A 12,890-nucleotide genomic window follows, 5' to 3' on the forward strand; every position below is an offset into this window, starting at 1 on the left:
TCCAACTTATTGAAGGGACGGCATATTCATCAATTGCCGTAATTGTTTCCTTGCGCGGTATAACCGTGTTTTCACAGCTGATAAAGATATATTTAAGTATTGGGCAATCTCTTTATCAGCTAGTTCATTTTGTAGCTTCAAGTACAAAACTGTTCGTAATATTGGCTGCAGCTGGTAAATGGCTTGATGTAATTGTTCATAAGATATATTTCGATCCAATGCTTCTTCAACAAAGGAAGCGGCCGTTGTAGTGGTCACATAATTTTCTGTTATATCGTTCATTTCCAATAGAACTATACGATGTTCTTTACGTAAACAATCTATTGCTGTACGTTTTACAATTGTTTTGATCCAAGCTTTCCATTTCGAAGAATCATTTATATCAGAATGATGCTGATATGCTTTTAAAAACGCTTCTTGAATCACATCTTCAGCTAAATAGTAGTCTTTTGTAATATAACGTGCAAATGCCAACATTTCGTGGTAATGACATTTAAAATAATCATGAAATGGACGTATATTTTCAGAAGTAGGTGCTTTAACGATCAAAATGTCTCCTCCTTTGTTTATTTAAACGCATCTGTAATAAATTGTGGAATGTGATCAGTATCGATAATATCTATCTGTAACTGAGGATTATTTTTTACTTTAAATGCCATGCCATACACTAGATCTTTTCCGTAACGTTCTCCATTTCCACTATTCATTAATTCTGTTATTTTATTTTTATCTGTAATTTTAACAACTTCATCACTATCAAGGTTTTTATATAAATTATTATTATAGATATCATCGTTTTCCGCATTGAATTCTCGTACATAAACGGCTTCAATATCCTCAGCGTCAACGATGACTTCATCGTATAAATTTTCTTGTTTTAACCATGCTATAAAGGAAGTCGTAGTTGCTTTTATAGGAAAGTAGATGTACTTATCTTCGGTTGTTGTTAGCTCAACATCAGCTAAAAGCTTCGCGTTGTTTTGCATGTCTTCATAGGATTGAGCAAGAAAATCCTTTTTCAAAGCATTCATTGCCTGTTCTATTTTCCCTTGATCATATATGGTTGTATCGTATCGGCCATATCTGTAATTAGAAATTTCCATCTGCTTTAGATTTGTTAAAGTAAATAATTCATTTGTTTTTTTATATTCTTCTGTTTCATAAATTGGTTTAAGCAAGCTATCTAAATTAGCGTTATTAGCTATATAATATTGTCGTATAACCTCTCGTCCATTTTCCAACTGATATTTTATTGTAAATTCGCTACTATTCTCGTCTATTTTTGTTTCTTGACCATGTTCAATTAAATACTGATGCAATTCCCTAACATCAGAAATAATTTCCTTAGATTCCATACCCTTATCCATTTCATCAATTATTTGATTGAATGCATAATGATTATGGTTATCCATTATATAAACCTTTTCCACTTTACTTGTTTCAGGTACGCGTTCTTGATAACCTGTTACATCAAATACAATCAACATTGCTAAGATAGTAAAGCCGATGATGAAATAAAGATAGCTTTTCCAATTCGTAAACACACGCCACGTTTTTGCTAAGATCATCTGTGCTACTAAATAGCCAATAATTGAAGCAATAATATAACCAAAAACTAACCAACCAGTTCCTTTCTGGGCATAACCGAAGTATAATCCACCTAATAAAGTCATACAAAAAGTAAAACTATAGATAAACACAGGTCGAAGCGGTGAAAATGCAACTGCTTGTGATGCAGCTTCTACGCTTCTATTTTTATACAACCAATAGCTTATAAGAAAGATAACAATGGTTAAAAATCCATAAATAAACATTTTGATAAATGATATATTTAGTTCATAAAGCATATTCACACTATCTGTAATCGGAGAGAATTGCATTACTTTTTCTTCGATAAAGTAAGGTTCAGGATAACCGTTTAACACGAGATCTAAATTGTAGAATATTAATATGGATATCCCTGAAGGAAGTAATAAAAAGATATACGTGAATAAACCTTGGATTACAGAAAGTCCAGTAATCATGCCTACAAATGTACCGACACTAAAAACAAATAGTTGAAACAATAATGTCAAACCAAACCAAGGGAAAATATCACTTATTGTATAAAAGGCAGAAACATCTACTGTGCTTGCCATTATAAATAAGATAAGACTTATCACTAAATCTGTTAAAATTAACAGCAATGTTCCGTATCCGATTTTATGAAGATAAATCAAGATGCGATTAATTGGTAGACTATGCATGAAGTCAGCTGATTGCTTTACTTGCATAAAGCGAAAGCTGAACACTGCTAAAAGTACAGGTGCAGTAAACAGCATAATAAGCTGAATCACTGGCATAAACTCAAATAGATGATATCCCTCTTCTTGAATCTGAGATGATAGATTATCTTGTCCCAGTTGCATTGCAACATTTAGTGGCAAAGCAAAAATTAATACCACTGTATACATGAGCCCAATCCAACCAACTTGTCGAAAATCATTTTTGGATAATTCTTTTTTAAACCAAGATGTTTTCGATGGCATAACCAACACCTCCCATTTCATACACAAAAATCTCTTCTAATGTTAGCGGAAGTAAATCATAGACGATTGGATTCGTTTGTTTAATTAGCTGATCAATTTCTTCCTTATTTCCTCGAATAATCAATAAATGTACGCTACCTCGCTTTTCTTGATGAACAATATCTAGTGATTCAAATAAAGATGTAGGAACATCTTTAAAAGCTATTTGCACTTTATGCACATCCGATTTGAGATCATCAATATCTTTTTCTAAAATAAGTGAACCTTTATGTAAGATTCCGATATGATCACAAATATCTTCAATTTCACGAAGATTATGGGAAGAAATGATCACTGTCATATTACGATCTGCTACATCTTGAATAATAAGATTAATTATTTTTTGTCTGATCACCGCGTCTAATCCATCAAAAGGTTCATCTAAAATCAATACCTCTGGCATCGTACATAATGTAAGCCAAAATGCTACTTGTCGCTGCATTCCCTTTGAAAATCGAGCTACTTTTTTATTAACCTCTAAATCTAATACTTTTTGCAAGTTATCAAAGCGTTCTTGATTCCAATCTTTGTACATATCTGCATAAAACTCGGCCATTTGTTTCACGGTATATTGTGAAAAAAAGAACGGTAAGTCCGGTATAAAGAGGACATTTTGTTTTAACGTTGGATTTTCAAAAACAGTTTGTTTATCAATCGTTAAGTCGCCACTCTCTTGTTTATATATACCAGCCATTGTTTTTAGTAAAGTCGTTTTACCTGCACCATTTGATCCTAATAATCCAAAAATGGATCCTTTTTTTATTTCTAATGAAACCTTTTTCAATACCATCTCTTTTTCATATTTCTTAGATACATCGGTTAATTTAATCATTTTTTCGGTCACCTCCAACATCAAGATAGGTATGCTCCACTAACGTATAAATCTCTTCTTTTGATATACCAATAAAAAACGCTTCGGTCAGTCTTTTTTGCAACTCATTTCGGATTTTTTCTATTTCTTCTGCACTAATATTTTTGGTTAAACTATCCACAAAACTGCCTTTTCCTTTAAGTGAGTATATATATCCTTGCATCTCCAATTCACGATAAGCTTTTTGAATAGTATTAGGGTTTATCGTCATTTCTTGCGCCAGCGTTCGAACCGATGGAAGTTTTTCATCCGTTTTCATTACGTCATTAACAATTAATTCTTTTATTTTTTCAACCAGTTGTTCATAAATTGGTTGTCTACTACGTAGATCTAAATCGAACATATCTAACCTCCTAACAACTGTATTAACTGTATTAAATCACTTAGTACAGTTAAACTATAAGTGAATAATTTCTAAATGTAAAGCTATTTTTTCACAAAAACGGTAAACAAAAAAAATCTACAGATCTGAGCTCTGTAGATTTTTAATCGATATTTTTTTACTAGTTGAAGATTATTGACAGTTACAAGCTTTCATACCATTTGATAGCAGCTTCTATTTCGGTAAAAGAAAGTTGATGCCCTCTATTTTCCCAGTGGAGATTAACAGCCGCACCATTCTTTTTTAACATTTCCGCTAATTCATTCGATTCTTGAATACTAATCAATGGATCATTTTCACCTGCACCAATAAAGATAGCAGTACCTGTTAAATCTGGCAACTCTATATTACGTCTTGGAACCATCGGGTGGTGAAGTATTGCAGCTTTTAAAGCTTTTTTATAATGAAAAAGTAAGCTTCCTGCAATATTCGCTCCATTTGAATAACCAATTGCAATGACATTATCACGATCAAAATCATATTGCTCAGCTGCTTCGTCTAAAAATGTGTACAAATCCTGTGTTTGTTTTACTAAATCGGCTTCATCAAAGACACCTTCAGCCAGACGTTTAAAGAATCGATTCAACCCATTTTCATTTACATTACCACGAACACTTAACACACTAGCTTGTGGATCAATTTTTTCTGCAATTGGCAATAAATCATTTTCTGTCCCACCTGTGCCATGCAATAACAAGAAGACTGGTTTATTCTGATCACCTTGCTTAAAAATGTGCTTCATATCGTTAGCCTCCAACCATTCTTTTATCTCGAATTCAAAGCAATTATAATAAAAAAGTTGAAACACTGTCAAATGCTAATGTCTTTCTGTTTATTTTGAAAAATAAAATGTCATCCATTCATTTATCTGCAGGTTTTGTTGCAATGTAAAACCACCTGATTCCACAAGTTCTACTAAGGATTGATAATTCCATTCAACAATTCCAGACAGCAACAAATGGTTCGTCCGTTTTAATAGGTCGTGTTGGTTAATTAATGCAATAGATTCTTCAGCACCAATATTGATAAATATCCAATCTCCACTCTCATGAAGAACTGCGTCATCAGCTAATATATCTGCTTGTTCTACGGTTAGATTAGTATCTAACTCATTTAAACCAAACTGCAATAATACTTCTCGTTCCACAGCTTCTCTGTCAACCGCTATAACTGTTTCAGCGCCTTTGAGAGCAGCTGCCACCGAAAGAATTCCCGAACCAGTTCCAAGGTCTAAGACTTTACGTCCTCGAAATGATTGATCAAGGATAATACGTAAGCAGTCCTGCGTTGTTTCATGTAATCCCGTACCAAATGCAGCTTGTGGGTCTAATTGAATGACGTTTTTTTGATTGTGCATGTTTACTGATTCTTGATCATAACAAATGACCCAGCCGTTCGCTAAATCTACTGTTTGGAATGGATCTTGATCAAGTTGATCATCGATAATTTCAACTTTCACGTCATCTGGCTTAAGTTGCAATTGTTTTGCAATTAATGTGGTATAACTATCTGGCAAGTTCTCTACTTCTTCTGGTTCTGCAAATATATAGAAAGGAATATGTTGTTGTTGCTTTGTTTCATATCCATACCCATTGCTTGTCGTTGTGACATATATCGGTTCTTCATAGTAATAATTAAAAATTCCAACTGCACTTAGTGCCTCAATATACAAATTAATGGCGGTATAAGGCAGCTGAACTGAAAATTGATATAACAAAAAATCTCCTCACTTTATGTATTGTATAATTAAGAATAGTATACCTTAACATTTAAAATTCAATAATATAGAAAATATAAAAGGAAAAACATTATTGAATATTTTCTTATCATCCATAACAAAGAAATAGCTTTACCATGAACTAGAGAGATAGATTAAAAAATGACAAACCACCATAGTATAATAGCAATACATACGCTCAGTCCGACAATACTATTAGAAAAAGCAAAACTAATTTTCTTAGGAATAAAGAATAAAATACTACTAGTTAATACGCCAGCAACCATAATAAATATGAGCAAATATAAGTACATTCCTAGTAGATTAGTAACAGGAAATTCCATTACCTTAAGCAAAAATTTCACCTCTTTGCTGCTCATGTTAAATTACTAAATATAAAATCATATTAAAGTATTTTAATAAAAGTGACAACTTTTTTACCAATATTTACGCAAAAATATATTTTTTACATAAAAAAACTCGGACAATGCCGAGTTTTTAGTTAAGACTAAAGAAAAAATTTTTACGTAGCTTTTTTGTTTGAACTAAAAGCAGGTGATAATGTTGTGTCTTCGATTTCCACTTTGACGGTAGATTCTTTTTTTAAATACACTAGCCAATAAGCTCCAGAAACAAACAAAATACCTCCAACTGCATTTCCTAATAATACTGGGACAAAATTGTGTAGGTATTCTATCCATGTGACATGTCCAGCGAAAATTGCTGCAGGTATAAGAAACATATTAGCTACAACGTGCTGAAAACCGATTGCTACAAACGCCATTGTTGGAAACCATATCCCCAATATTTTTCCTGCCATATCTTTTGCTCCATAACACAGCCATACAGCGGAAGCGACTAACCAGTTACAACCGATACCGGACACAAATGCTTGGATGAAAGTTGCTTCAATTTTATGTTCTGCTAGATGAACGGTAGTCGTTAAATAGTCACCTGTTTCAGTCAAACCAACAACGTGACCGAAAAAATAAGCAACAAAAATCGCTCCAACAAAGTTACTACAAGTGATAATAAGTATATTCTTTAGTACCTGTCCAGTTTTGATTTTGTTTTCCATACGTGATAATGGTACAGCCATCATATTTCCAGTTAATAATTCGCCGCCTGCTAATAATGTTAAGATGAGTCCAAGTGGGAAAAGTGATGCCCCAATAAAAGTACTAAATCCTCCCCAAGCCTCTGGCATATTTGTAGTGACTCGAATATACAAGAGGAAACCTAGTGCAATAAATGCTCCAGCTTGAAAACCTAAAATTGAGGATTGTAAAACCGTATAATTTGCTTTCTTTTTACCGGATTTAACCGTATAATTAGCAATTTCTTGTGGACTGTAGAAGTCCATAATAATCAGATCCTTCCATTCAGTTTGTGAAATTATAAACATATTATATCAGAACTATTTCGTGAAGTTGTGAACAAATTTTAAATCTTTTAAGTGAAGCAATTTCATAATTGGATCCACACTTATAAAAGACGAACGTTATATGGCTATTTCTTTTAAATGTCTTCCTTAAAAATAAGTGAAAGAACTTTCCATTGTGATAGAGGACACCACCACATTCAGTATAGAGCCAATTGAAATTGATTCTAGTAATAAAACAAACAAGGAAGTTGCCTTTTTAGACAACTTCCTTTGCTTATAGATACATATTTTGTTTTTGTTTATTTTCCTCTGTAAGAAAGTTAATAAAAATTTGCAAGCTCATTTTAGAGTGTTTTTTCACCATATTAATATAAGCATTTTTCTTATCATCCGCAATGATACTACTAGTTTCAATCCGTTCAATCATGTGATTTTTTCCAATTCGATGAATTTGTTTATTTACATGTTTTGACTCTTTATAAAGCGCGATACCAATAGCTGTTATCAACGCATAAATAGATGGAACTAGCAGTTGATCAAAACCTACTCCACCTTGGAAGAATGTTAATAATAAATTAAACCCGCCAACAATCATTAGTGGAAATGCAAACATCACATATTTAGAATTTTTCTTCATTAACGGTTGTATTTGTTCTGTTATTTTTTCCATTTCTCTTTTAATAAAAGGTGGCATATTTTCAAATAATAAAGGATTCATCATTACACCTCTCCTTTTTCTGACCATATTATTACTTGGAATTGTATTTTATTACACTGTATGAAAAAAGACCTCCCCAAAAGTAGTGGTAAGGTCTTGCTAACAACTTATGTTGCCAACAAAGCTGAGAATGAAAATTTTCATATCTGTACTGACGACTTTGCTGTAAAAGCTACTCCCCTTAAGGAAAATCAATTTCTTATTCTTATTATATATTTTTCTTCTATTGTGGTCAATGTTAACGCTTATAATCTGCTATAATAGTAGCTATGAAAGGGGTGGTTAGTTGATTATTCGACCTCCACAAAAAACAAAACGACTATCACAGTTAGCTATTTTCAAAGAAAGATGTCAGTTTGAAGCTGAAGATATACTTGAGCAGTATGGAAAAGAATTGGCGGGTTATCTTGGCGAAAAGCGTCTACCCTATTTTATAGATGTGAATACCGCTTTGTTACACGACGATCTCTATGGTTTGCGTTTGGAAGTTGCGCAGCATCATTTCCAAATGGATGGGTTATTTATATTTCCGACTTTCTTGTTAATTACCGAAGTGAAACATATGAATGGAAAGCTAGTTGTTAATGACGCTAACCAACTTATTCAAGTGAAAGATGCAATAGAAAAAGTCTATCAACACCCGTTACAACAAGCTAATTTGCAAAAAGCACAACTTCATCTTCTCTTGCAAGAACTTGGCTATGATCCCCCACCTATTCACACTCTAGTTATCTTCTCACATGATCAAGCGCAAGTGAACTTCCACCATTCAGACATGCTTCCGATTCATCAATTACCTTTTCGACTAAAAGAATTGAATAATCAATACACGAAAGAAATATTCGGTAAACAAGAACGGTACCTGTTAGCCAATAAACTGCTTAGCAAACACCAAGAAAGACCCCTCTCTTTTATCCCAACGATGAGTAATGTACGAAAAGGAGCCCTTTGTAAGAAGTGTAAGTTTAACATTATGAGACGTACGTATGGCACTTGGACGTGTACAGAATGCGGTCTTCAAAATAAAACTGCGCATATCAGCGCATTAAAAGACTTTGCTTATCTTTTTGGTCCACGTATAACTAATAAACAATTTAGAGATTTTCTTCTGATCGACTCTAAATATACTGCATCACGGTTATTAAGAAGCATGAATTTAAAAGTTAGAGGGCAGACATATCAACGCCAGTATGATTTATCCAACTTTATTGAATAAAGATTAAGTGTTGTTAAAGATTTGATGATCTTGTTGCAACTTTCGCGAGCTTGTTGCAACTTTTGCGATTTTGTTGCGACTTTTGCGATTTTGTTGCGACTTTCGCGATCTTGTTGCGACTTTCGAAATCTTGTTGCAACTACACCAAATGTAAAAGAAAAAGAGAACTTTTCACATAGAAAAGCTCTCTCTAAATAATGACTATAATATTTTTTCTAAAAAGGAAGCTGCTCGTTCTGTTTTTGGTGCATCAAAAAAGGAAGTTGGCTCTCCTTCTTCAACTAATACACCATGATCTAAGAAAAGCACACGATCAGCAACTTCTCGTGCAAAGCCCATCTCATGTGTTACTACTGCCATCGTCATGCCAGAATGCGCGAGATCCTTCATTACGTCTAATACCTCTTTTACCATCTCAGGGTCTAAGGCTGACGTTGGTTCATCGAATAACATTAATTCTGGTTCCATCGCTAAAGCTCTTGCAATAGCGACCCGTTGTTTTTGCCCACCGGATAAACTACTTGGATAGGCATCTGCTTTATCCGATAATCCTACTTTGGCAAGTAAGTCCATTGCTTTTTCTTGAGCAGCAAGTTTTGATTCTTTTCTTACTTTCATTGGTGCATAAGTGAGATTGTCCAATACAGATAGGTGTGGAAACAAGTGAAAATGTTGAAACACCATACCAATTTGTTCGCGCGCTTTCATAATATTTGTCTTCGGATCAGTTAATTCCTGATTATTAACAACAATTTTACCGTCTGTTGGTTTTTCCAATAGATTGATACACCGTAAAAAAGTAGATTTACCTGAACCCGAAGGCCCGATAATGGATACGACTTCCCCTTTTTTTATTTCAGTTGATATATCAGATAATACTTCATTATTTCCGAATTTTTTTGTTAAATGTTCGACTTTAATCACTTACACTCATCCTCCGTTCCAAGAGCCTCCCGATTATCGTTAGACCCATAACCATTAACCAGTATAGCACACCTACAAATAGTAACGGTTCAAAATTACGATATAAGTCTGCCCCCACTACTTGCGCCCGTCTCATTAAATCTAGATAACCAATTGTGGAAACTAATGCTGACTCTTTGGTTAAGGTAATGAATTCATTCATTAATGCTGGTAAAATATTTTTCATTGCTTGCGGTAAAATAATATCCGTCATCCTTTGACGATAAGGTATACCTAAGGCAATTGCCGCTTCTGTTTGACCTCTATCAACGGCATTAATACCTGCTCTAATTATTTCTGATACATAAGCAGATGAATTTAAACCAAATGCTAATATTGCTGATAGAAATGGTGTGATGTCGTACCCTGTTAATTGTGGTACGGCAAAATAAATAATCATTAATTGCAAAATTAATGGTGTGCCTCGAAAAATAGATGTATATGCATCAGCAAACCATCTTAGTGGACGGACATGATTAATTTTAAATAAGGCCAAAATGGTACCTAGTATAAATCCAAATATAATAGCAAAAAACACAAATTTTAACGTTACCCATATTCCTTCTAACATAAAAGGAATATAAGGCACAATTTGGCTAAAATCCAAATTCATGCCTTACACCTCTTTTCTTTCAAGTATATTTTATTCTTCTGACAACCATTTATCCTTTAACTCTTGTAACTTTCCATTCTCTTCTGCTTGAGCTAGAACTTCGTTGACATCATCAACTAATTCACTACCTTTAGGAAAGGCAATCCCCATTCCAGGAGAACTACTTGTTGGATCATCAAATCCAGCCAAGTCTTGTTCTTCAATATATCCTTTTGCGACTGATTTATCCATATAAGCTACATCAATTCGGTTGGAAATTAATTCTTGAATTAATGTTGGTCCGTTATCAACTGCTTTAATTTCAAAATCCATGTCTTCTTGAAGTTTTTCTGCCCCCGTTTGTTGAATTGTGCCCAATTGCACCCCAACTGTTTTTCCTTCAATATCATCTACTGAAGTAATATCAGAATCTTTCAAGGTCACAAACATTTCACCCGAGTGATGATATTCTTTGGAAAAGTCAACATTTTGTTTACGCTCTTCTGTTGTCGACATTCCAGATAACACCATATCGACGCGCTCATTTTGTAGAGCGCCAATTAAACCATCGAATTTCATATCAGTAATTTTTAGTTCATACCCGAGTTCGTCCGCGATATAGTTTGCTAAATCAATGTCAAATCCTTCAATATCACCAGCTTCATTTCTTGATTCAAATGGAGCGAAATCAGCTGATGTAGCCATTTCTAATACTTCTTTATCTTCTGAACTAGTTGCATCTGTATTTTCACTACTATCTTCTTCTCCTGTTGTCCCACATCCAGATAATAAAATAGTGAAGAATCCAATAAATGCAATAAATAATAATAAATGTTTTTTCATGGTTTACGTTCCTTCCTCTAAGTTTTTAAACATCAATAATGTATGATTATGAATTCTATCAAATATTTATACATTTGTGAAGAAAAAAAATAAAATTGATATTATTTTTATTTTTTTTGCGCTTCAATAAATGCTATCTTTATCTGGTCTAGTAAATTCGGTTGTGTAATAACATCAGCACCTGTAAGGGCAAGTGAAAGCGCGCCGCGTGCAATAACTTCATGACCTGTTTCAGTGATCGTCTGATTAGCAAATTCGGTCGTATGTGCAACAAAACCCGGTTGTCCAAACCCAATATAAGGATGGATAGCAGGGCATACATGACTTACATTCCCCATATCGATTGAACCGTAAGATTTTTTTGCTGGCTGAATAACTGTCTCGCCTGCTTGATGCAAATTTTTGTTGAACTGGTCAGACAATATCTGATTGGTACACATATCATCATAGCTTAGCTCATAATTACTTATTTTCAAAGTTGCGCCTGTCATCGTAGCTGCCCCATTGGCTATTTGTTTTACTTGTTCTACAACGGTATTAAGGTACGTTCGTTCTTTCGCTCTAACATAGAATTGAGCCACGGCATAATCAGGTACAACATTCGCAGCCATGCCACCTTCTGTAATAATGCCATGAATTCGAACATCAGGTGTAACATGTTGGCGAAGAGCGTTGATACCATTGAATAATTGAATCACGCTATCAAGTGCATTAATCCCTTTTTCTGGAGAAGCTGCAGCGTGACTTGTTTTCCCAAAAAACTCAAATTGAATGGCATCCATTGCTAATGATTCACCACTTTCTGTGGAAACATCACCAGGATGCACCATCATCGCAACATCAACTTCATCAAATAATCCAGCCTCTGCCATTGGAACTTTTGCTCCGTTGGTCTCTTCTGCAGGCGTACCAAACACAATTACTTTACCGCCGATTTGATCAAGTACTTTGCTTAATGCAATTCCTGCACCTACGCTCATAGTAGCAATCATATTATGACCGCAACCATGCCCCACGACTGGAAGCGCATCATACTCAGCCATATATGCAATAGTCGGCCCACTTTTTTTACTATCATATACCGCCTTAAATGAAGTTTCACGATTTACTAAACCAGTTTCAACCTCAAAGTCATGTTGTTTTAGAAAATCAACCAGTATTCCCATGGAACGAAATTCTTGATCACCTAACTCTGGGTGTTCAAAAAGATCATCACTAATTTTACATAAACTAGTTTTGAGTTCATGTACCGTAGTATGTAGTTTCTGCATATTCCTGTCTCCTATCTATGATGAATTATTATACATTATATCGCATAATAATAATTCCATCTAGTATTAAGAGAGAGAATCTTATTTATCCCATCTAGCACCTTTTGGATCAGGGCATCGTTTATTTGATAGTTTTGCTCGAAAGGCAACAAAGCAACCACAAAAGCCACACGTTGTTTCATATTGTAAATGCGGACAACTTGCACAAATAGCCAATCGCTCTGAATAAACTTGATCAGAAACGACATTCACTTCAAACATTAACTGTCCTTCAACTAATGCTTGCACCTCTTCTTTACTATGTCTTACTGTCGCAGAACAGCCTTTGCATGTCATAGATATTCCTCCTGAGATAGTTAAAATATT

Annotated in this window: 15 protein-coding genes; 1 reads left to right on the top strand and 14 read right to left on the bottom strand. The window is 34.2% G+C overall.

Going from position 1 to position 12,890, the window contains the following annotated elements:
• Positions 1-6 precede the first annotated feature (6 nt).
• The 9 genes from DES48_RS12750 to DES48_RS12790 form a co-directional block, all read right to left on the bottom strand.
• Positions 7-549 carry an RNA polymerase sigma factor gene (locus DES48_RS12750; protein ID WP_113869749.1) on the bottom strand — a complete coding sequence of 181 codons (543 nt, stop codon included), beginning with the start codon at positions 547-549 and terminating at the stop codon, positions 7-9.
• A gap of 17 nt (positions 550-566) precedes the next feature.
• A complete protein-coding gene (locus tag DES48_RS12755; RefSeq protein WP_113869751.1) occupies positions 567-2,528 on the bottom strand; it encodes a DUF6449 domain-containing protein in 1,962 nt (653 codons plus the stop codon).
• Positions 2,503-3,399, bottom strand: coding sequence for an ABC transporter ATP-binding protein (locus DES48_RS12760; protein ID WP_113869753.1), 897 nt, complete (start codon positions 3,397-3,399; stop codon positions 2,503-2,505). The genes DES48_RS12755 and DES48_RS12760 overlap by 26 nt, the downstream gene beginning before the upstream one ends.
• The gene (locus tag DES48_RS12765) at positions 3,392-3,781 is read right to left on the bottom strand and encodes a GntR family transcriptional regulator (RefSeq protein WP_113869755.1); all 390 of its coding nucleotides are present in this window, start codon (positions 3,779-3,781) and stop codon (positions 3,392-3,394) included. The genes DES48_RS12760 and DES48_RS12765 overlap by 8 nt, the downstream gene beginning before the upstream one ends.
• A 181-nt stretch (positions 3,782-3,962) precedes the next feature.
• Entirely contained in the window at positions 3,963-4,562 is a 600-nt protein-coding gene (locus tag DES48_RS12770) for an alpha/beta hydrolase (protein ID WP_113869757.1), read from the bottom strand.
• A gap of 90 nt (positions 4,563-4,652) precedes the next feature.
• Positions 4,653-5,537 carry a 50S ribosomal protein L11 methyltransferase gene (locus tag DES48_RS12775; protein WP_113869759.1) on the bottom strand — a complete coding sequence of 295 codons (885 nt, stop codon included), beginning with the start codon at positions 5,535-5,537 and terminating at the stop codon, positions 4,653-4,655.
• 155 nt (positions 5,538-5,692) lie between these two features.
• Positions 5,693-5,893 (bottom strand): hypothetical protein, encoded by a 201-nt coding sequence (locus DES48_RS12780; RefSeq protein WP_113869761.1) that lies wholly within the window; start codon positions 5,891-5,893, stop codon positions 5,693-5,695.
• A gap of 167 nt (positions 5,894-6,060) precedes the next feature.
• Positions 6,061-6,900: a formate/nitrite transporter family protein gene (locus tag DES48_RS12785; RefSeq protein WP_113869763.1), complete on the bottom strand. Its 840-nt coding sequence runs from the start codon at positions 6,898-6,900 to the stop codon at positions 6,061-6,063.
• Between the two features lie 295 nt (positions 6,901-7,195).
• On the bottom strand, positions 7,196-7,642 hold the full coding sequence (locus DES48_RS12790) for a DUF5392 family protein (RefSeq protein ID WP_245911454.1): 447 nt from the start codon (positions 7,640-7,642) through the stop codon (positions 7,196-7,198).
• 283 nt (positions 7,643-7,925) lie between these two features.
• Between DES48_RS12790 and DES48_RS12795 the strand changes: the two genes are divergently transcribed.
• Positions 7,926-8,855 carry a nuclease-related domain-containing protein gene (locus tag DES48_RS12795; RefSeq protein WP_113869765.1) on the top strand — a complete coding sequence of 310 codons (930 nt, stop codon included), beginning with the start codon at positions 7,926-7,928 and terminating at the stop codon, positions 8,853-8,855.
• Between the two features lie 201 nt (positions 8,856-9,056).
• Here DES48_RS12795 and DES48_RS12800 read toward each other — a convergent pair whose 3' ends face one another.
• The 5 genes from DES48_RS12800 to DES48_RS12820 all read right to left on the bottom strand — a co-directional run bounded on the left by DES48_RS12800 (position 9,057) and on the right by DES48_RS12820 (position 12,860).
• Complete coding sequence (locus DES48_RS12800) at positions 9,057-9,779, bottom strand: amino acid ABC transporter ATP-binding protein (protein WP_113869767.1); 723 nt, start codon at positions 9,777-9,779, stop codon at positions 9,057-9,059.
• Positions 9,772-10,431, bottom strand: coding sequence for an amino acid ABC transporter permease (locus DES48_RS12805; protein WP_079709269.1), 660 nt, complete (start codon positions 10,429-10,431; stop codon positions 9,772-9,774). The genes DES48_RS12800 and DES48_RS12805 overlap by 8 nt, the downstream gene beginning before the upstream one ends.
• 30 nt (positions 10,432-10,461) lie before the next feature.
• On the bottom strand, positions 10,462-11,253 hold the full coding sequence (locus DES48_RS12810) for a transporter substrate-binding domain-containing protein (RefSeq protein WP_113869769.1): 792 nt from the start codon (positions 11,251-11,253) through the stop codon (positions 10,462-10,464).
• Positions 11,254-11,360: 107 nt separating this feature from the next.
• Entirely contained in the window at positions 11,361-12,524 is a 1,164-nt protein-coding gene (locus DES48_RS12815) for a M20 family metallopeptidase (RefSeq protein WP_113869771.1), read from the bottom strand.
• An 81-nt stretch (positions 12,525-12,605) separates the two neighbouring features.
• Entirely contained in the window at positions 12,606-12,860 is a 255-nt protein-coding gene (locus DES48_RS12820) for a DUF6171 family protein (protein WP_113869773.1), read from the bottom strand.
• Between the last annotated feature and the right edge of the window lie 30 nt (positions 12,861-12,890).

This window comes from Paraliobacillus ryukyuensis, assembly GCF_003315295.1.
Lineage (GTDB): Bacteria > Bacillota > Bacilli > Bacillales > Amphibacillaceae > Paraliobacillus > Paraliobacillus ryukyuensis.

Bases quoted from the DNA above. Each gene is read 5' to 3' on its own strand.
- DES48_RS12755 (WP_113869751.1), bottom strand. From the start codon at position 2,528: ATGCCATCGAAAACATCTTGGTTTAAAAAAGAATTATCCAAAAATGAT.
- DES48_RS12760 (WP_113869753.1), bottom strand. From the start codon at position 3,399: ATGATTAAATTAACCGATGTATCTAAGAAATATGAAAAAGAGATGGTA.
- DES48_RS12765 (WP_113869755.1), bottom strand. From the start codon at position 3,781: ATGTTCGATTTAGATCTACGTAGTAGACAACCAATTTATGAACAACTG.
- DES48_RS12770 (WP_113869757.1), bottom strand. From the start codon at position 4,562: ATGAAGCACATTTTTAAGCAAGGTGATCAGAATAAACCAGTCTTCTTG.
- DES48_RS12785 (WP_113869763.1), bottom strand. From the start codon at position 6,900: ATGGACTTCTACAGTCCACAAGAAATTGCTAATTATACGGTTAAATCC.
- DES48_RS12790 (WP_245911454.1), bottom strand. From the start codon at position 7,642: ATGATGAATCCTTTATTATTTGAAAATATGCCACCTTTTATTAAAAGA.
- DES48_RS12805 (WP_079709269.1), bottom strand. From the start codon at position 10,431: ATGAATTTGGATTTTAGCCAAATTGTGCCTTATATTCCTTTTATGTTA.
- DES48_RS12810 (WP_113869769.1), bottom strand. From the start codon at position 11,253: ATGAAAAAACATTTATTATTATTTATTGCATTTATTGGATTCTTCACT.
- DES48_RS12815 (WP_113869771.1), bottom strand. From the start codon at position 12,524: ATGCAGAAACTACATACTACGGTACATGAACTCAAAACTAGTTTATGT.
- DES48_RS12820 (WP_113869773.1), bottom strand. From the start codon at position 12,860: ATGACATGCAAAGGCTGTTCTGCGACAGTAAGACATAGTAAAGAAGAG.